The following is a 20,833-nucleotide window of genomic DNA, read 5'->3' as shown; positions in this document are numbered from 1 at the left end:
TTGCAAAAAGACGAACTCGAATATTTGATTTAAGTAGTTGTTTCGAAGTTTTTGCGTCAGAGTTTAAAATAACCCTAAACTCTAGTTACTTTAAATTCATCATTTACATAGATGGCGTCTCGTTGTGCAATTAAGCACAGTTCGGCAGCTTTAAAAGTATGTTCTTGAGTCATAGCATTTTCCGTATCATTTAAACAATCTAATATGAGTTCACCAAAGTAAGGAAAGCCTACTTTTCCATTTAGGGAAAAATGTTGCTCTCTATCATGGTTCACTAGGTATAAGTGATCTCCATCTTCGTCTCTAGCTATATCAATATATTTACGAATTTCGATATACCCATCTGTTCCAAGAATCATTGTACGTCCATCCCCCCAAGTTTTAAGTCCATCAGGAGTAAGCCAATCTACTCTGAAATAATTTGTAGCCCCATTATCAGCGATTAAAGTTGCATCGCCGAAGTCTTCAAATTCAGGATACTGATGATGCTTGTAATTGCCAATTTTACTATGTACAACTTTTGCATCTTTTGCACCTGAATAGAATAGAAACTGCTCAATTTGATGGCTACCAATATCACATAGGATCCCACCATAATATTCTCTCTCAAAAAACCAGCTTGGTCGGCTTTCTACACTACTACGATGTGGACCAGTTCCAAGAACTTGGACTACTTTCCCAATGGCTCCTTGTTCAATCAATTGCCCAGCAAATACTGCACTTTCTACATGTAAGCGTTCACTATAATAAACAGCCCATTTAAGTCCCGTTTCAGCGGTTTTCTTACGTGCCAACTCTAACTGTTCTAATGTTGTAAACGGGGATTTATCAGTAAAATAGTGTTTACCATAATCTAACGCACGTAATCCTAGATCACAGCGCTTAGATGTAATCGTTGCACCTGCTACAAGTTTTACATCAGGATCTTCAAGAATTTCTTTTTCACTTTGAGCTGGCTGTACTTGAGGATACGTTTTACAAAATTCTGCTACCTTTTTTGAATCTTTGTCATATACCCATTTTAGTGTAGCACCAGCTTCAATTAATCCATTACACATCCCGTAGATATGGCCATGATCAAGACCGATAGCTGCAATGATAAATTGTCCATCTGTAACAACAGGAGCACTTTTTCCTTTAGGAGCATAATTCATCCCATCGTTTCTTTTCATCATTCTTCCTCCTTAAAACGCTTTGTAAAGTATGATTACTTCTAGATATGGAACATAAAAGACTAGATTTATATCTCTTTATAATTTCTTCCAACAGTTATTGTGTCATCTGAAAAATTTTCTACGCTGCTTTGTTTCTCATAAAAATGTTTGACATTTGCTAGCATTCCTTCGCGTGTATAAAAAGGATCATCTGATAAAAGAGGCAGCTTTACATTTACACCTAAGTTTGCTGATTTATAGATAGCTGTAATAAGTTCAAGCGTCTTTCTTCCTTCTGTTCCATCAATTAAAAGCTTGTCACCCTTATTAATAGCCATTAAGAAATTGTTTATTTGTCCAGTATGACCTTCAAATTGTAATTCTGGGTATTGATTAAAAGCTTCGTGAATTTGATTTTCTAAATCTTCATCATTTTTTTCTTGAGGAAATCCATTTTCTTTAGATATTTGAGCGGTTACTTTCCAAGGAACAGATATTCTTGCTTTTTCACCTTGGAAAATAAGTTGCTGTTCTTCTCCATGATGGACAACAGAGCTTGTTACTTGCGCTAAACTGCCATTCTCATAACGAAGTACAGCAACAGATAAGTCTTCAACTTCTGCATTATCATGTAGAGCATTGCTAGTTACGGCAAAAATATCAGTTGGCAATCCTAACATCCATTGCAACATGTCAATATGATGTACTGCATGATTTAGTGTACAACCTCCACCTTCTTTTTCCCATGTGCCTCTCCACCATAAGTCATAGTAACTATGGCCTCTCCACCATAACGAATCAACTTGAGCATGAGCAACTTTTCCAATCATTTTTTGATCAAGTACATGTTTTAACCTCATAATGGGAGTTAAGAACCTATTTTGAGCAACCACCGATAAAAGTTTCTGACTCTCAATAGATGCTTTTATCATTTCATCACATTCTTGTAAGGAAGAGGCCATAGGTTTTTCTACTAAGACATGTTTTCCTGCTTTAAGAAAATCGATAGCAATAGCCGCATGCATATAAGGAGGGGTACAGATAGACACAGCATCAATATTAGAATCATTTAGTAACTCTTTGTAGTCAGCAACAACTTTGACTTCTAAATTATATTTCCTTGCCAAAGTTTCGGTCTTTTCAGGGTAAATATCAGCCATAGCTACAATTGTACAAATTTCAGGCATTTCGAGATAAGCTTCAATATGTGATTTTGAAATAGATCCAGTTCCTATAATGGCAATGTTGGTCATATGAATCTTTCCTTTCTGTAAGAAAATAGTTTTTTAAAACAAAGGTACAGATAGCGCTTTCAAAAAATTATTAACTGAGATGCTAAAAGGTACTTTCTAATGATAGTTTATAGATATACTAGTATGGTAATACAAAATGTATTATAATATAAATATTCTGAATTTTAAATACTTTTTTAGTTTTTTATTTTTGAGACATGGTGATCTTTATCGTAAAAATCTTTTTAGGAATTCTAAACATTTCGAGATTTTGCTAGAATAAAAAACAGAAAAATCAAAAAATATATGTTGCTTTAGTGTACTTGTATGGTAGTATGTTAGTGAAAGGGGTATAGATGATAAATATGAATTTAAAAAATCAAAGTATTTCTACTAGAGAACAAGTTTACCATATGTTAAAAGATCAAATATTAAGTCTTAAACTTGCTCCTGGGACCAATATCTCTGAGAAAGAGATTTCAGAGCAATTTCAAGTTAGTCGTACACCAGTAAGAGAGAGCTTTTTAAAATTGTCACAAGAAGGGCTGCTAGACATCTATCCTCAACGGGGGACCTTTGTTTCTTTAATTGATTTAGATCTTGTCGAAGAAGCAAGATTTATGAGGGAACAGCTTGAAAAGGCCGTCATTAAATTAGCCTGTAAGTATCTTTCTAAAGATACAATGATTGCATTAGAGATGAATTTAAACATGCAAAGAATATGTATCAAAGAAAAAGACTATAAAAAAATGTTTGAGTTAGATGAAGAATTTCATAGAACAATCTTTGCTGGATGTAACAAAGAAAAAACGTGGTTAATTATCCAACAGATGAATGTTCATTTTAATAGAAGCCGTATGTTAAGACTAGTAACAGATTATAACTGGGATGGTATTTTGCTTCAACATGAAAGTATTTTTATAGCGCTACAAAACAAGGATGCACAAGAAGCGGAACAACTAATGGAAGGGCATTTAAAACTTGTTATTATAGACAGGGAATTGTTAAAGAAAGAGCATCCAAATTATTTTAGATAAAAACTGAACTTGTATTAGCTAATGTTCCTATAACTCGAAATATTAGCCCATATAATAGAAATCTCTATTACATGGGCTCCTTATTTATTAATCCGTATTTTCAGCTTATCAATGTATGGATAAAACATTATTTATGAAATTCCTCTTGGAGGAGAAGTAGGTTTTATAGACATTTTTATAAGCAATAAAAACTGAAATGAAAACGCATTCAAATGTTATTTCCTATCTTTTCTTATTGAAAAACTGCCCTTTTAATACGAAAAAGGAGGTGGTGGAAGTTGACTTTAACGATCAGGTTTCATAATAAGTATAACTATGAATTAGAGTCAGTGTAATTTCAGTCCTTTTCTTTTCAAGCTGCCTATGACTTATAAATAAAGGAGGAAAGGAGTTGAGCATGAGCAACCAAAAGGTTTACTATCCTTATACTATTCACAAAGTAATCTCTTAGGACATATTTGAGAGGAGAGAAAGCATGAAGTCTGCAAATAGGAAATTAACAATGAAGAATTTTATTGGTTATGGAACAATGGACTTATTTGGAGGTGGAGCCTTCGCAATTATTGGAGCATGGATGTTATATTTTTATATTACATTTTGTGGTCTTACTCCTGTTGAAGCAGGGTCAATTATTGCCATTGCCCGTATTGTTGATGCCATTGCAAGTCCACTTATGGGTCATATCACTGATAATTTTGGACGCACAAAACTTGGAAAGAAATTTGGAAGACGTAGGTTTTTTCTATTACTTGGAGCTCCTTTAATGGTTATTTATTCTCTACTTTGGATTTCTGATATGAGCTATTGGTATTACTTGGTAGTATATATTTTGTTAGAGTTCTTGGCAGCAATGGTGTTAATTCCATTTGAAACTCTTGGAGCTGAAATGACCGATGACTTTGATGAACGTACAAAGCTTTCAACTATCAGATTAATCTATTCAGGATTAGGTACATTTTTAGCTACTTTTATTCCTGGTCGATTATTTGAGATATTTGGGAAGGACTCACCACAAGCTTTTCTTTATAATGGGATTATCTTTACGTTTATCTTTATGGCTTCGCTGTTAATCACACATAGAACAACATGGGAACGTAATATAGAAGAAGATATTACAAAACCTTCTGCAACCGAAAAATTGCCTCTTATAGAAACTACAAAAAAATTCATCATTGATTTATCATCTACTTTAAGAATTAAAAGTTTTCGTCAACATCTTACAATGTACATTTGCTCCTTTACAGCAATGGATATTTTAAATGCAGTGTTTGTCTATTTTATCGTCTTTTCGTTGAACAAAGACGCCGTATTAGCATCTGATTTATTATCTATTGGATCACTACTTCAAATGGTATGTACATTATTGTTTGGATGGCTTGTTATTAAAATTGGACCAGCCCCATCACTGAAAATATCTTATTTTGCGATTATGACAAGTATAAGTGGTTACATATTTTTATATTTTACACAGCCAACTTATATGATTATTGCCTTGTACATTCTTTCTACTCTGTTAGGAATTGGGAAGAGTGGCCTGTATTATATTCCATGGAATATTTACACGTTTATTCCTGATGTAGATGAAATGGTAACGCAAAGAAGAAGAGAAGGCATATTTGCAGGTATTATGACCTTTACACGTAAAAGCACTACAGCAATAGCAACTTTCTTAGTAGGGGTTATTTTGCAAGAGACTGGATTTAATGCAAATGCAACGACCCAATCGACAACAGCGGTAAATGGTATTACGAGTATTTTATTTTTCGGAACAATTGGACTTATTGTCATTAGTTTAATTGTAGCTTTTAGATTCAAACTATCTAAGAAGACTCACTCTATTATGCTTGCGGAAATTAATCGATTAAAAGCCAACGGAACAATGGAACAAGCTGATGAACAAACACGCATGACACTGAAAGCGCTAACAGGATGGGAGTATGAAAATCTTTGGGGAAATAATAATGTGGGGTATCAGCACCCATCCACCAATTTTAGAAAGTCTGATTTTAATCAAAAAGACGTGAATTAATACAATTTTTTATTAGGAGATTTAATGAAGTTGAAATATTCGGAAAATAAAATATAATAATAGTTAAACTACCATATTAGTATGTTAGATTTATTTTTTAAAAGTTGATCCATGAATAAAGAAAGGGGGACTGTTACTTAAGACCTTTTACTTAAAGAGATAGATTAGTATATTTCTACGCTGAATTTAAATAATGGAGAGGAGATAGGTACTATGCAAATGACATTTCGATGGTATGGAGAAGGAAATGACTCTATTACATTAGCTAAGATTCGCCAAATTCCTGGAGTGAAGGGAGTTGTATGGGCACTTCATGATGTACCTGTAGGAGAGGTTTGGTCTGTTCAACGAATAGGAGAAGTAGTGAACCAAGCTAAAAAATATGGCTTAAATACCGATGTTGTTGAAAGTGTTAATGTGCATGAAGACATAAAACTTGGACTATCTTCAAGAGATCAATATATAGAGGCATATAAAGAAACATTGGAAAATTTGAGCAAATTTGGAATCAAGGTTGTATGTTATAATTTTATGCCTGTATTTGACTGGCTTCGTACCGATTTATTTAAAGAGATGGAAGATGGCAGTACAGCTCTATTTTTCGATGCTGAAAAAGTTCATGCTCTTACACCTGAACAAGTTGTGAAAAATATGGAGGAGAACTCAAATAATTTTACTCTTCCTGGTTGGGAGCCTGAAAGATTAAAAGATTTACAAAATCTTTTTAATCAATATAAAAGCATAACAGAAGCCCATTTATTAGATAATTTAACTTACTTTTTAGAAGAAGTTTGCCCGACTGCTGAACGATATGGCATTCAATTAGCTATTCATCCAGATGATCCACCGTTCTCAATCTTTGGTTTACCTCGTATTGTAAAGAATAAAAATGATATTCAAGCAATTCTAAATGCCGTAAATAGTCCTTCAAATGGGTTAACATTTTGCTCTGGTTCTTTAGGGGCAAACCCTAACAATGATTTAATTGATATTTTAAAATCCTTTATTAGCAGGATTCCTTTCGCTCATATCCGGAATGTAAAACATTTTGAAGATGGCAGTTTCATTGAATCGTCTCATCGAAACGAAGATGGATCTCTACCGATTACAGGAATCGTAAATACATTATTTGAACATGATTTCAAAGGCTATGCTCGTCCTGATCATGGAAGGCATATTTGGGATGAAGTATGTAGACCTGGATACGGTTTGTATGATCGGGCTTTAGGAGCTATGTATTTACAAGGTGCATGGGATGCCAATGTATCGTTAAGGAAGGGTATTTTCGAAAACATAAGTGTTCAAAACACTTAATATATTACTTTATTTCTTTTGAAAAATGGACTTCGAATTGGAAGCGTTTTATTTACTTTTATTTGCGAATAGACAAATAAGGCTGAGTATAACTAGTAAAGAAATTCCCTTTATAGTAGGGCACATACCTAAAGTGATGGAACACTAATAGGTTAATTGGAAGGTAAAGATTTTTTGTGAGTACTTCCCGTTTATAAAGATATAAGCCTACAAAGGAATGATACAAAAAACGAATTCCTCTATACAAAAGCTTATAAATAGGAGTGATGAAACGAATGAAACCATTTATGAATATAGACTTCTTACTTCAAACTGAAACAGCTAAAAGACTATTCCATGATTATGCTTCTAAAATGCCAATCTATGATTACCATTGTCATTTAGATCCACAAGAAATTTATGAAAATAGAACTTATAAAGATATGACCGAATTATGGTTAGAGGGAGATCATTATAAATGGCGTGCAATGAGGGCAAATGGTATAGACGAATATTATATTACTGGAAAGGCAAGCGGATATGAAAAATTTGAAAAGTGGGCTGAAACGGTTGAAAAATTAATAGGAAATCCGCTTTATCATTGGACACATATGGAATTAAGACAATATTTTAATGTAGAAACCATTTTAAAAAGAACAACAGCAAAAGATATTTGGGATATATGTAATGAGAAACTAAAGGGGCAAAACTTCTCAGCAAGGGCGTTCATTAAACGCGCAAACGTAACATTCATCGGGACGACAGATGATCCAATAGATGATTTACGTTATCATAAGCTATTGAAAGAGGATAAGGACTTTTCTACAACTGTTTTACCATCGTTTCGACCAGACCAAGTTATGTCCATTCAACATGAATTTTGGACAGACTATGTTAGAGATTTAGGAGATATAGCAGGAATTCGTATAACCAATTTTACAGAACTAATAGATGCCTTGGAGAATAGGCTGGATTATTTTCAGAACATGGGCTGTAAATTAGCCGATCATAGTTTAGAGACAGTTGTTTTTGAAAATGCCACCCTACAAGAATTAGATACGATTGTGGAAAAGAGGTTAAATGGGGAAGTTCTTTCATTAAAGGAAATCCATCAGTTTCTAGCACAATTGCTAGTAAGACTTGGAAAATCTTATAATCGGAGAAAATGGGTTATGCAATACCATATTGGTGCTTTACGAAATGCTAATTCTCATCTATTCTATAATATTGGTTCAAATATAGGTTGTGACTCTATGAAAGATGACCCTATTGCTATCCCTTTATGTCAGTTACTTGACGAGTTAGATAAAGTTCAGCAACTTCCTAAAACAGTTTTATATGGATTAAATCCAAAGGATAATGAATTATTAGCAACAATAGCAGGGAATTTCCAGAGAGAGGGAACACCTTCAAAAGTTCAATTTGGTTCTGCTTGGTGGTTTAATGACCATATAGATGGTATGGTTGCTCAAATGAAAACATTAGGCAATATAGGAGTATTATCTAGATTTATTGGAATGTTAACGGATTCACGTAGCTTTTTATCATACAGTCGCCATGAGTATTTCAGACGAATCTTATGCAATATTTTAGGTGAATGGGTTGAGAATGGCGAATATCCATATGATTTAGAATGGCTGGGGCAAATTGTCCAGGATATATCCTACAACAATGCTTCAGAGTATTTTGAAATTAAACTGAAAGAAGCCATCATTTCCCCGTCTTAAAGATAAATAATAATATAGGAGTTAGGAGAAGGTGGACAAATGCTGCGATTAGGAAAAGAAGAATTAAAAAATAAAAAAGATCATTTTGAAAAGGTTGATATTAAGACACCAGGATATCCCTTTGAGAAAGTTTGGGAAGCTACAAAAAGAGAGCCTGTTTGGTTACACATTGGAGGAGGAAACTTGTTTAGAGCCTTCCACTCGGTCTTACAACATCATTTAATAGAATTAAAAGAGGCTGATAAGGGAATTATTGTTGTTTCAACTAGCAATGATGGCAAGATAGAAAAAGCTTATCACCCTTATGATAATTTGTGTCTAGATGTTACCATGAAAGTAGATGGAACATTGGATATGGAAGTCATAGCAAGTGTTGCAGAAAGTATCACAGCAGATCCTAAAACTTCATCTTGGAAAAGGTTGAAGGAAATTTTCAGGAATCCTTCTCTACAATTTATAACCCTTACAATTACTGAAAAAGGATATAATTTAAAAGATATTGAGGGTAAAATCCAAGGTTCTATTCAACAAGAAATTGAGCAAGGACTTGATAACCCAAAACATACAATGGTGATATTAACAGCACTTTTATTTGAACGATATCAGAATGGAAAAGTACCATTAGCATTGGTAAGTACAGATAATTTTTCTCATAATGGGGATAAGTTAAAAGAGGCTGTCATGACAGTAGCTTCTATGTGGAAGGGAATGAATACTGTAGATCAAGGGTTTATTGATTATTTAAATGATGAGGATGTTATTACGTTTCCATGGAGTATGATTGATAAAATTACCCCGCATCCTTCTTTAGTTGTACAAGAGAAATTGAAAGAAATAGGATTTGGCAGTATAGATTTAATTCAGACGAGAAAAAATGGACCAACAATAGCTCCTTTTGTGAATACAGAAGAATCTGAATACCTTGTTATTGAAGATTCTTTTCCAAATGGAAGACCTTCTTTAGAAAAAGTTGGAGTATATTTTACAGAAAGAGAAGTTGTTGATCGCGTAGAAAGGATGAAAGTATGCACTTGTTTGAATCCGCTGCATACAGCATTAGCCATATTCGGTTGTTTGCTTAATTATACGTCGATTGCTGCCGAGATGAAGGATAAAGATTTGAAGGCATTAGTAGAGAAAATTGGGTATGTTGAAGGTATGAAAGTAGTGGTGGATCCTGGAATTATTGATCCTAGGGAATTTTTGAAAGAAGTGATTGAAATACGCTTTTCGAATCCGAATAACCCAGATACACCACAACGAATTGCAACAGATACCTCACAAAAGTTAAGTATTCGTTTTGGAGAAACATTAAAATTATATGTAGAAAGAGACGATCTAGATGTAAACAACTTAACTTTTATTCCATTAACAATTGCAGCTTGGTGTCGTTATTTAATGGGGATTAATGATGATGGTGAAGTATTCACGCTTAGTCCAGATCCTCTGCTAGAAGAGGTACAGCAACATATTCAAAAGATAGAGTTTGGAAATCCAGATTCTGTTCATAATCATTTAAAACCTATATTAACAAATGCACAAATCTTTGGTGTTGATTTATATGAGATCGGTTTGGGAGAGAAAGTAGAAGAATTTTTTAAACTACTAATTAAAGCACCAGGTGCAGTAAGAACAACCTTGCATAACATGGTGAGAATGCCTTAGATGTTTTACTGAGGCTAAGAATATCTCTAATGTTAGAATGAATTTCAGAGAGAATAACTTTCTTTATTCAATATTACAAGAAACACCCATACTTATCATGAGTAAGGATGTCCTTTACTTAATGAAACTTTTAAACTGATAACCTTGGTATCTTATCATAAATGCTTCTACAAATAAGGTTTCTACAACTAGAAGATATAAATCTATTTCTCAGTTTATAATGACACACTTAACGGATTATCTATTGCCCATACTGCAATCATGCGCAGGGAGGGGAAATCAGAGCGATCCTGAATTAGATGAGCGAGTACAAGATCATCTTAAGTCGACAAATAACCCATGGATAGTTAATGAAACCCATATCAAGGTAAAAGGGCAAAAAGGTATTTATATCGGGCAGTTGATTCAGAAGGGCATACGACCGGTTTTTATCCAAGTAAATCAAGGAATAAAAAAGGCCAAGACTTTTTTAAAAAAAGTGCTTGGCCTTTTTTATATGTTTCTAAACCTCGTATCATCATTTTAGTCAAGAATCCTGCCTATCCTAAAAGAAGGAGGATGTCTTTCCAAAATCAATAAGAACTTATCCATCAATTGTTTGGATTAGCTTCATAAGTCCGCTCCTTAAAGGAAATCGTTTTCTAGTTACTAGGGAGAGTTTTTTACCAGTATGAGTTTCATATACTCTCTACAAGTCATTCATGAGGGGATTCATATTCTATGCTTCTATTGCATTATTTTTGTACCCGGTCCACCAGTAGACACTTTATCTTTGGAAGTCCCACTCTCGATCTCTCTGTATTTTTCTTCCCAGAAATCCGCTCCATCTATTTCTACTTTGCTTGGGTCAAAAATTGGGTCTTTTCCTGCTTTTCTCTGAACTTCATAATCCTTTAATACTTTTAAGGCTGGTTTTGTTAGAAGTAAAATAGCAATAAGATTAAGCCACGCCATGCTGCCTATACCTAAATCCCCCAGAGCCCATAATAAAGATGCTGATTCGACACTTCCAATATAAACCATAAATAAAAATACAATTTTCAGAATCGTTTTCAACCACTGCAATTTTAGTTTTTTATCAAGATAGATAAGGGTCGTTTCGGCAATATAATAATAAGCCATTAGGGTAGTGAAAGCGAAGAAGAAAATGGCAACGGATATAAATATTGATCCAAATCCTGGTAATACAGTGTCTACTGCCTCCTGAGTATAGATGGGGCCAGCTTCAATATTTCCCATTGTTTCCACAATTGGTTCTTTTCCTTCTGGAGTAACGCTATACATACCAGTTACAAGAATCATAAGAGCCGTCGCTGTACATACAACAAGCGTATCAATATAGACCGAAAAGGCTTGGACTAATCCTTGCTTGGCAGGGTGGGAAACTTCAGCCGCCGCCGAACTATATGTTCCTTCACCAACACCAGCAACATTGGAAAACACGGCTCTTTTAACCCCCCAGGCAATCGCTGCACCAACAATCCCACCAAAGGCCTCATTCACACCAAATGCACTTGAGAATATAAGAGCGAACATAGCAGGAACTTCCTTCATATTCGCAAATAAAATAATGAATGTAACGATCACATATCCTACAGCCATGAAGGGAACTATTTTGTCTGCGACATTAGCAATTCGCTTAACACCACCAAAAATAATTATTGCAAGCAAAACAACCAATAAAACTCCAGTGATGCCCTTATTTATACCGGATGTATTTTCAAATCCAACAGCAATAGTACTTGATTGTATGCCAGGCAATAAGAATCCATAGGAAATGGTAACAACGATAGCGACTAACGAAGCAAACCATTTTATCTTTAAACCTTTTTCAATAAAGTAGGGTGTACCTCCTCGGTATTCATTTCCTACTTTACTTTTGTATAATTGGGCAAGAGTGGACTCGATAAAAGCACTGGCTCCTCCTAATAGAGCCATAATCCACATCCAGAACACCGCCCCTGGACCTCCAAAGGCAATAGCTGTCGCCACACCTGCTATATTACCAATTCCTACACGTCCTGCTAGAGCCATACAAAAAGCCTGAAAAGATGATACTCCTGAATCAGAACTTTTGCCTTCGAACAGCAATTTAATCATTTCTTTAAAATATCGTATCTGCAGAAAGCGGGTAGTAATCGAGAAAAACAATCCTGCTCCAAGGGCAAAGACAACTAATCCGAGGCTCCATACTTGTCCAACTAACCATTCCACTATTTTTTCCATCTAATTCCTCCTCGATATAATGTTTGTATTTTCAAGAAAAAAGGTTCTAATTATTTGAATATTCAGAAAAATTAAGTGCTGTTAGTAACGATTTTCAAGTGTATAAGAGACAATTTATGTTGGATGTCTGAATGTTCATAGCTACTAAATGGGGCTGCGGGGATTATATTGTAATCATTAATTTATAATTCCATGCTTTTTAGAATTCAGGACTTTTTTGGTCACACACCTGCAGCCAGGCCAAATGGAGTTATTAGTTGCTTTTTTTATGCGAATTATTTTAATAAGAATCCAGTTGGTAAAGGATCTGTCGGATCTAATATAAATTTTTGCATTCCTGTAATAAAGCCGCGGCTTGCCAACGTAAACTTATATCCACTTTCTGTTTGTTTGGCAAATTGTACGGTCAAAGAGCTGTCAAAAATACTTTCATTTATAAATGATGATTCCATGTATAATCTACTATTAGAAAGCAAGCTTGTATAACATGCCATTGTTGATCCGAAGCCAGGAGAACGAACTATATACTCATCATTACGAAAAGTGATCGTTTTAATTCGCTTCTCTTCTAGATGGGAAGCATCCATTAAAATGATGCTTTTTACAGGTGTTTTTGATTTGAGAGACTGAAGGACTGTTTTCCCCCATTTCTTCAATTTAGAAAGTTCTTCAATACGAATCTTTGCAAAAGTATCACATTTTTCAAACACAGCATATAATTGATCGGCTTGTACGAGAGAGAAGCGGGAATTTAAATGCTCATAAGGCAATGGAATATTTACGTGGGTTACTTGACATGGTTCACTTTCTATCAAAACCGAAATGACTTCATCATTCTCTATAGTAGCAGTAACTGGGATCATACCACTGACTGTTTCAATTTTGTATTTATTTGACGTCCTTGATTGTAAATAGCCGCATTCTAGTAAAGCTGTAATCACAGCAACAATGCCACCGTAATGAAGGGGAACTGTTCCTTCATGATTTAAAAATATGACTGCAGCATCTGCTTCCTGATTAACCGGCGGAATAATAAGACAGCCATTTATGCCTGCGAACCCTCGTGGTTCATTTAATAGAAGCTTGATTTCTTCTAGAAAAACATGCGAAAGCTGTTTATTTAACTGTTTCAAGTTTTGGTAATGAATGAAAGGTACGTCTTTGATAATACGAAAAGCCTCACCGGCTACGTGTACATCTATTGTTGAGTACATTTTTTGAATCTTCATGTTACGTCCTCCGTTTCATGTTGCATAGGGGGAATAAGCAAGAACCCTTCTTTAAGTGGATCTTCTTCGTTGTAGAAGAATTGATGCAATCCCATTAACCAAGCAGATCCTGTGATTCTAGTCACTACAGCTTCACTGCCTTTCACATCTGTTGTTTCCAATATACGTCCTTTAAATAAGGAACCAACAATACTTTCATGAACAAAATCTTCGCCAATTGCAATTTCTTGATTACTATATAGCACGGCTAATTTAGCAGAGGTACCTGTTCCACATGGAGAACGATCAATTCCTCCTGGGGGGACAATAACTGTGTTTTTTACATCTGCTTCCTCATGAGTTGGTTCAGTGAAAAATTCAACATGAGTTAACCCTCTAATAAATGAATATTGTGGGTGAATAATTTCTGTTTTTTCATTAATGGTGTTTCGGATCGTGATGGCTTTTTCGATTATGGTGGAAGCATTTTCTGGAACTAAATCCACTCCAATAGTTTTAGCGTCAATAATTGCATAAAAATTCCCACCATATGCAATGTCAGCATCTATATGCCCAATTCCTTCGATGTCAACGGAAACTTTCTTTAAAAGAAACGCTGGAATATTGCAAAAGGATACTTCTCTTGCTTTACCATTTTCCACAGAAATATCCACCTCAATGAGTCCGGCAGGCGTATCCAATTTTAATGAGGTAACTGGTTCGCGAACAGGGATTAATCCCGATTCAATTAAAGCAGTACATACACCAATCGTATCATGACCACACATTGGCAGATATCCACCTGTTTCTATGTAAATTACACCAATATCTGCTTCCGGATGGCATGGATTAGTTAACAAAGCACCAGACATGATATCATGACCCCGTGGTTCATTCATTAAAAGCTTACGGATCCAGTCATACTTCTTTTGCATATAGAGCATTTTTTCCGCCATGGTTTTTCCTACTAGTTCCGGAAGACCACTAATCAGCGTCCTCGTTGGATTGCCACCTGTATGTGTATCAATTGTTGTAAAGACTTTTTGTGCTCTCATCGATCCAACACCCTTTCTTTAAAACGATTAAAGCTAAGCGGTTCAATAGGAATAGACGTTTCTTTTTTATTAATTAATTCTTCAACTATTTTTCCTGTTACTGCTGCTAAGCTGATTCCATCACCTTCATGACCCGATGCGATATAATAGTTTGGAATCTTGTCCACCCGCGAAACGATTGGCAAATGGTCTTCCGTCCATGGTCTCAGCCCTGTATACGAACGAATCACCATCATATCTGCCATTTTCGGATAAAAGCGAATTGCTCTGTTAGCAATACATTTGATGACCTCATTGTTTACTTTTGTATTAAAACCAACGAATTCTCTGCTGCTCCCAATTAAAAAATTCTGACTTTCCGTTGGTTCAAAGACAAGTGCTACCCCGTATTTTTCAGTTAGTGGATCAACATGACGCTGTCCACCAAACTTAGAAATTAGGTAACCAAACTCCATTACTTTCCGAGCTCCCACATGTTCTTGCCTTGAGGCAACGATAATATGTCCTTTTCTCGGTTCAATCGGTATCGAAAGATCGAGCATTTTTCCTATTCGAGGAGCCCATACCCCAGCTGCATTGACGACATGATCTGCAGTAAACACTCCGTTAGTCGTTTCTACAGTAAATGAACTGTTATTTTGTTTTTTTATCTGCTTAACTTCAGTATGTTTGAAAGCTTTGGTCCCTAATTTTTTTGTTTCCTTGAGAAGAGAAAAGGCTAGGAGATAAGGGTTAACCGTGGAATCAGTAGCACATTCCAAGCCGCCTAATAAGTCATCTGCAAAAAAGGAGGACTCCTGCTTAATATCCTGTCGGTCAAGCATTCGGAATGGTAAACCAGCGGCTTTTTGACGGTCGACCCATTTCTGGGCTGCTTCCATCTCTTCGTCTGACTCACAAACAAGAATGCTTCCCGGAGCTCGGTATTCAAAAGGATGCTCTAATTCTCTGCTTAATGTATCCACTAACTCCTGGCTAAATAACGACATTTGACTATCAAAACCCGGGTCTTTATCAATCGCCAAAATATTGCCGTCACATCGTGAAGACGTGCCACTGACAAATTCTCCTTTTTCAATTATTGTTACATCTCTACCATATTTAGAAGCATAATAGGCTATCGAACAGCCAATAATTCCTCCGCCAATTACTAAAACGTCACAGTGTCTCACATATTTTTTCTCCCCTCGGTGAAATTGTTTCATCGTTAAATATTGCAATTAATGTGCCAACTTAGTTCAAACCTCTGCATATAGAGAATATTTTTCTATCTTCTAATGTTAGATCTAATTGACGCAGACCAAAGAACATGAAGATGTACGAAGCAAAAGCAAGGGAAAACACCGTTTTTTTAGAAAGTGTGACGTTTTATTTATATAACTAGATATTTATTAAATATTGATCCAGTCTAGTTCTCTCCATTTTTAAAGAATATAATTTTGATAGCCTCTTAACTAATAACAAAATTAAATGTAAAAATATTTTGAACATTTTATGAACAAATGTATAATTTTTTATACAGTGTTGATTGTTTTTTACAGTTTAGGAGGGGGACACTATGGTATTTTCATTACCGTCAGTAAAAGAACTAATAATGAATGTATCGTTTGATAGGAGTCACATCGAACGAAAAAACGGCGAATTTTATTATCGTTCAACAGCCAAAACATCTGAACTTCTATGTAAGACCGTAGATGAGAACGAGTCATTCTCTACATTGATAGAAGCATTTAGCCATCATTCTGCAGTTGTTATTCTGGATCCAAACAAAAAACCTAGAGGCTGTATAACAGCCTCACGAATGATTCACTTTCTTTATAACTACTACAATCAATTGAAAGCATTTTATAAAACTATTATTCAAACTTCAGATGCCTCAGTTACGGTTATTGATGCTAACGAGAACGTCTGTACATGGACAGAAGGAGCGGAAAAAATATTCTCGGTTACCCGTCAAGATATAATGGGACAGCCTATTACTGACTTTTTTGACTACAAAAAATTAGAAATTTTGCAATCACTGTATAAAGGAAAAAGTATTATAGGTCATTACCATCAGCCTCGATCTGATTTATTTGTCTTAATTAACTCTAATCCTGTTTATTTTGAGGGAAAGATTATCGGTGCAGTTGTCTCAGAAACAGATGTCACGAATCAAGTAGCACTTAATGAAAAGTTATTTAACATGTCCAACGAAGTACATCGTTTAGAACAAGAAGTAGCGAAGTACAAGGATTCATCTGACCCCTTTCATTCCATTAAAGGAAAGAGCTCTGCCTTACAAAGAACAGTGAATTTGGCTAGAAAGGTGTGTTCTGTTAAATCTACAGTTTTAATACTAGGAGAGAGTGGTGTCGGGAAAGAAGTGTTCGCTAAGGCTATTCATGAAGCGAGCGAAGAGCCAAACGCACCTTTTATTTCAATTAATTGCGGTGCAATACCAGCATCTTTATTTGAAAGTGAATTGTTCGGGTATGAACGCGGCGCTTTCTCAGGGGCTAACAGTAAAGGAAAAAAAGGAAAAATAGAATTAGCAAAAGGAGGCACATTATTTCTTGATGAAATAGGTGAAATGCCGCTTGAAATGCAGGTAAAGCTTCTACGAGTATTCCAAGAGAGGAGATATTATCGCGTTGGGGGAGAGAAAGAAATTGATATCAACTTTCGTCTCATTGCGGCTACAAATCGTGATTTACAAGAACTAATGAAAGAAGGGAAGTTTCGGGAAGATTTATATTACCGCTTAAATGTAGTCAGTCTACACATACCTCCTTTAAGAGAGCGGAAAGAAGATATTATTGAGTTGACTCACTATTTTTTAAATGATTTTTCATTAAGCTATCAACGACCTATTCATGAATTTCCTCCAGAAGTAATACAGGAAATGCTTCGTTATGATTGGCCTGGCAATATTCGCGAACTTCGCAATATCGTTGAACGGCTTATCGTATTTGCGACAGATGGCGTAATAAAAAGAGAATATTTGCCCTTTAATACAAGTAATATCAGCTTTGAAGGTACTCCAAAGAATGCATCTACTGTAATTAAAGAAAATGACTCTCCAATACTACCGCTTCAAGAAGAAATGAATCAACATGAGAAAAAAATAATTGAAAGAGCATTACAAATTCTAAATGGAAACAAATTGGAATGCGCTAAGCAGCTCGGTATCACAAGAGCTACTTTATACAATCGATTGAAACGGCTTGGTATAAATTAATCCTTTTCTACCTCTAAGTTGGCACATTTCTTGCATAATATTTTTATATAAAGAGATTAGAGGAGGAATACGAATGCCTAACAAAGAGAGCATTGTTATTTGTCGCTGTGAGGAAGTTACTTATGGGCAACTTCTATCAACAGCAAATGAACATAAATGCACAGCGAGAGAATTAAAATTAAGAACAAGGGCAGGTATGGGTTTTTGTAGTGGACGTACATGCAGGCTAACATTAGATAGGATTATTGAAAGCGTCATTCCTAATGTGTCATCTAGTAAAATTCCGCTAAAATACCAGCCGCCAATTCGACCCGTGACGTTTGGAACAGTAGGTGAAAATCAATGAGTAGAATATTGGATCATCCTATTCTAGGCAGTTTAGATAATAGAGAACGTATTTCTTTTCGGTTTGATGGAGTTACATATGAAGCCTACAAAAATGAAACAATTGCTGCTGCTCTTTTGGCGAATGGAATTAGAAAACTCCGCGTTCACGAAGATAGTGGAACACCTAGAGGTATTTATTGCAACATCGGTCATTGCTTGGAGTGTCGTGTAACAGTTAATAATCAAAAAAATGTCAGAGCTTGCTTAACCACTGTAGAAAAAGACATGATTGTTGAAAGTGGGAAACAGCATCCAAATATTGTGACAGGGATGGTGGAAAAGCAATGGTTGATGTGATTGTAATTGGAGGAGGGCCAGCGGGATTAGCAGGAGCTATTGCCTGTGCGGGTTCTGGTCTCAACGTGAAAGTTATTGATGAGTTTATAAAGCCAGGAGGCCGTTTGCTTGGACAACTTCATCAAGAACCTTCTGGTGAATGGTGGAATGGAATTAAAGAATCAGAACGCCTCCATCAAGAAGCGAAAAGGTTATCAGTTGATATCTGTTGTGGTGTATCCGTTTATAATTTAGAAAAAGAAGAACACCTATGGAATGTGCATACAAGTTCAGGTACGCTGGAAGCACCATTTGTATTAGTAGCCACTGGAGCCGCCGAATACCCTATTCCGCTACCAGGTTGGACTCTTCCCGGTGTAATGTCGATCGGTGCGGCTCAAGTAATGACGAATGTCCACCGCGTCCAAGTCGGCAAAAAAGGAATCATTATCGGAGCAAATATTTTAGCATTTGCGATCTTAAATGAATTACAACTAGCTGGTATTAAGGTTGATCGGGTTATACTTCCGGAAAAAAGTCCCATTAGCCAAAAAGCAGGTGAACCAGAGGAGGTCATGAAATCACTTTTAAACGCAGCCCATCTGGCCCCATCGCTATTATTACGCATTGGGAGTCATTTCATGAAAAATGATCGAATGAGAAAAATCGGTTTGAACTTTTATCCCAAAAACGGCATGAAAGTGAACGGAACTCCTCTTCAGCTCCGCAAAGCGGCACTTGAAATCATTGGCAAGGATAGGGTGGAAGGAGTTCGTACCGCTGATATTGATGCTAATGGTAATATTATTGCTGGGTCTGAGATGATTTACGAAGCAGATTTTGTCTGTATAGCAGGAGGCTTATATCCGTTGGCAGAGCTTGCTGCCGTGGCCGGTTGTCCATTTCAATACATTCCAGAACTTGGCGGCCATGTTCCCCATCATTCAGAGACGATGGAAACCCCTCTTGATGGGTTATTTGTAGCCGGTAATATCACCGGTATTGAAAGTGGTAAAATTGCTATGGCTCAAGGAACAACTGCAGGATTGTCAATTGCCAAATATGCTGGGAAAAAAGCAGAGACAATTGATCAGCAACTACAACAAGCAATACAAAATGTCCGCACGGTTCGGAGGAAAGCTACAATCCAATTCAATCCTAAGATCGACAGTGGGAGAAATAAAATGAGGGAGCTATGGGGGAGTCGTTATTTTTCAACGCAAAGATAGTTTGATTTATAAATAAACTTTTTACGAATTTAAGCAGAGTTCACCCTAATGGTGAACCTGCTAATTTAAGTATTTAACTCACCTTAACGCCACTTAGTATGTCACTTTTACTTCAAGTAGAAATTTTTGAATATCAGATAGGATTAGATGAAATGCATAAAAACTTCACATTGGAATCAGTGTGGTTAATCCAATTATGTGGGGTAGCTGAGTCTAAATATATACAGTCAAGAGGATGTAAATCATGTTCTTCATCGTCAATAAGGATAGTAAGAGTACCTTCCAAAACATAAAGAAACTCTTGACCTTGATGTGAATACGAACTTCCTCTATTTTCACCCGGTTTGAGCATAACTAACAAAGGGGCAAAAAGGGGATTTTCTATATTTTCGGATAGGTCTTTATAAATAAAGCTACTCGGTCTACTATTTAAATCGCTTAAAGAGTTTCGTATAATGGTCGATTTAGTCTTTTTCTCTGAATCTGAAAAAAAGTAGCCTGGATTGACATTAAGTGCGTCAGAAATCTTTTTTAATGATTCAAGTGTAATAGATGATTTTAAACGTTCCACTTGTGATAAAAAACTAATAGAAAGATTGGTTTTATCTGATATTTGTTTTAGTGTTAGTTTTCGCTCTTTTCGCAACGCTTTTATTTTAGATCCGATTGAATCATCCATTCTGTATACCTCTCTAACATATATGATAAAAAATTGTAGTTTACAATAATATACCTCTCTTTTGGTTAGAAATTAAAGTGTGACTTTAATTTTATTATAGTCTTATTTTATTCAAAATCAAACAATTGAAAAGGTTTCCTAAGAATATTAAACAAAATAAAAAGCTATGTAGATTAGTTTAAAAATATTCAGAAAATTTAGTTTACAAGAGATGAACTATATGGTAAGGTCAATAATAAATAAAGTAACACTTCAATTTTGGTTATTTTATTAACTATCACTTTAAAAATAAGCTGAGGAGGGATTATTTAGAATATAAATCTTTCGGTTTCAAGAAAGAAGTGCATTTTATTCTTGAATTATGAACTAAAAAAGACCTCTAATGTCCAATCTCTGGAAGGTGAAATCAAAAAATT

At 35.4% G+C, this 20,833-nt stretch carries 16 protein-coding genes and 1 pseudogene; 10 read left to right on the top strand and 7 right to left on the bottom strand.

From position 1 onward, the window contains the following. Nucleotides 1–74: 74 nt before the first annotated feature. Together BM012_RS16265 and BM012_RS16260 are read right to left on the bottom strand one after the other, a co-directional pair. Nucleotides 75–1,172, bottom strand: a complete 1,098-nt coding sequence (locus tag BM012_RS16265; RefSeq protein WP_061805526.1) for a Gfo/Idh/MocA family protein — start codon at nucleotides 1,170–1,172, stop codon at nucleotides 75–77. 68 nt (nucleotides 1,173–1,240) lie between these two features. Then, the gene (locus BM012_RS16260) at nucleotides 1,241–2,407 is read right to left on the bottom strand and encodes a Gfo/Idh/MocA family protein (RefSeq protein WP_061805527.1); all 1,167 of its coding nucleotides are present in this window, start codon (nucleotides 2,405–2,407) and stop codon (nucleotides 1,241–1,243) included. A 344-nt stretch (nucleotides 2,408–2,751) separates the two neighbouring features. Between BM012_RS16260 and BM012_RS16255 the strand changes: the two genes are divergently transcribed. From BM012_RS16255 to BM012_RS26880, 6 genes and pseudogenes are all read left to right on the top strand, one after another. Further along, nucleotides 2,752–3,423: a GntR family transcriptional regulator gene (locus tag BM012_RS16255; RefSeq protein ID WP_061805710.1), complete on the top strand. Its 672-nt coding sequence runs from the start codon at nucleotides 2,752–2,754 to the stop codon at nucleotides 3,421–3,423. Between the two features lie 475 nt (nucleotides 3,424–3,898). Then, nucleotides 3,899–5,452, top strand: coding sequence for an MFS transporter (locus tag BM012_RS16250; RefSeq protein WP_061805528.1), 1,554 nt, complete (start codon nucleotides 3,899–3,901; stop codon nucleotides 5,450–5,452). 213 nt (nucleotides 5,453–5,665) lie between these two features. Next, nucleotides 5,666–6,766, top strand: a complete 1,101-nt coding sequence (uxuA, locus tag BM012_RS16245; protein WP_061805529.1) for a mannonate dehydratase — start codon at nucleotides 5,666–5,668, stop codon at nucleotides 6,764–6,766. Nucleotides 6,767–7,041: 275 nt separating this feature from the next. Then, on the top strand, nucleotides 7,042–8,472 hold the full coding sequence (gene uxaC / locus BM012_RS16240; RefSeq protein ID WP_061805530.1) for a glucuronate isomerase: 1,431 nt from the start codon (nucleotides 7,042–7,044) through the stop codon (nucleotides 8,470–8,472). Between the two features lie 39 nt (nucleotides 8,473–8,511). After that, the gene (locus BM012_RS16235; RefSeq protein ID WP_139210351.1) at nucleotides 8,512–10,137 is read left to right on the top strand and encodes a mannitol dehydrogenase family protein; all 1,626 of its coding nucleotides are present in this window, start codon (nucleotides 8,512–8,514) and stop codon (nucleotides 10,135–10,137) included. A gap of 234 nt (nucleotides 10,138–10,371) precedes the next feature. After that, a pseudogene (locus BM012_RS26880) lies at nucleotides 10,372–10,683 on the top strand (DDE-type integrase/transposase/recombinase); the annotation flags it as partial. A gap of 180 nt (nucleotides 10,684–10,863) precedes the next feature. Here the strand turns inward: BM012_RS26880 and BM012_RS16225 are convergent. From BM012_RS16225 to BM012_RS16210, 4 genes are all read right to left on the bottom strand, one after another. Continuing rightward, nucleotides 10,864–12,363: an alanine/glycine:cation symporter family protein gene (locus tag BM012_RS16225; RefSeq protein WP_061805532.1), complete on the bottom strand. Its 1,500-nt coding sequence runs from the start codon at nucleotides 12,361–12,363 to the stop codon at nucleotides 10,864–10,866. Nucleotides 12,364–12,638: 275 nt separating this feature from the next. Next, nucleotides 12,639–13,592 (bottom strand): proline racemase family protein, encoded by a 954-nt coding sequence (locus BM012_RS16220; protein WP_061805533.1) that lies wholly within the window; start codon nucleotides 13,590–13,592, stop codon nucleotides 12,639–12,641. Then, complete coding sequence (locus BM012_RS16215; protein ID WP_061805534.1) at nucleotides 13,589–14,626, bottom strand: proline racemase family protein; 1,038 nt, start codon at nucleotides 14,624–14,626, stop codon at nucleotides 13,589–13,591. The genes BM012_RS16220 and BM012_RS16215 overlap by 4 nt, the downstream gene beginning before the upstream one ends. Then, nucleotides 14,623–15,798, bottom strand: a complete 1,176-nt coding sequence (locus BM012_RS16210; RefSeq protein WP_061805535.1) for an NAD(P)/FAD-dependent oxidoreductase — start codon at nucleotides 15,796–15,798, stop codon at nucleotides 14,623–14,625. Before BM012_RS16210 ends, BM012_RS16215 begins: the two co-directional genes overlap by 4 nt. A gap of 386 nt (nucleotides 15,799–16,184) precedes the next feature. Here BM012_RS16210 and BM012_RS16205 point away from each other — a divergent pair, with 386 nt between their 5' ends. The 4 genes from BM012_RS16205 (at nucleotide 16,185) to BM012_RS16190 (ending at nucleotide 19,738) form a co-directional block, all read left to right on the top strand. Continuing rightward, complete coding sequence (locus BM012_RS16205) at nucleotides 16,185–17,846, top strand: sigma-54 interaction domain-containing protein (RefSeq protein ID WP_061805536.1); 1,662 nt, start codon at nucleotides 16,185–16,187, stop codon at nucleotides 17,844–17,846. Between the two features lie 73 nt (nucleotides 17,847–17,919). Next, a complete protein-coding gene (locus tag BM012_RS16200) occupies nucleotides 17,920–18,192 on the top strand; it encodes a (2Fe-2S)-binding protein (RefSeq protein ID WP_061805537.1) in 273 nt (90 codons plus the stop codon). Then, nucleotides 18,189–18,530: a (2Fe-2S)-binding protein gene (locus tag BM012_RS16195; RefSeq protein ID WP_061805538.1), complete on the top strand. Its 342-nt coding sequence runs from the start codon at nucleotides 18,189–18,191 to the stop codon at nucleotides 18,528–18,530. Before BM012_RS16200 ends, BM012_RS16195 begins: the two co-directional genes overlap by 4 nt. Further along, the gene (locus BM012_RS16190) at nucleotides 18,518–19,738 is read left to right on the top strand and encodes an NAD(P)/FAD-dependent oxidoreductase (RefSeq protein ID WP_061805539.1); all 1,221 of its coding nucleotides are present in this window, start codon (nucleotides 18,518–18,520) and stop codon (nucleotides 19,736–19,738) included. Before BM012_RS16195 ends, BM012_RS16190 begins: the two co-directional genes overlap by 13 nt. A gap of 133 nt (nucleotides 19,739–19,871) precedes the next feature. Here the strand turns inward: BM012_RS16190 and BM012_RS16185 are convergent, their stop codons facing one another. After that, entirely contained in the window at nucleotides 19,872–20,417 is a 546-nt protein-coding gene (locus BM012_RS16185; RefSeq protein WP_061805540.1) for a helix-turn-helix domain-containing protein, read from the bottom strand. Nucleotides 20,418–20,833: the final 416 nt, after the last annotated feature.

This window comes from Priestia endophytica DSM 13796, assembly GCF_900115845.1.
GTDB classification, from domain to species: Bacteria; Bacillota; Bacilli; order Bacillales; family Bacillaceae_H; genus Bacillus_I; species Bacillus_I endophytica.
This window is presented reverse-complemented; position numbering and strand designations above follow the sequence as displayed.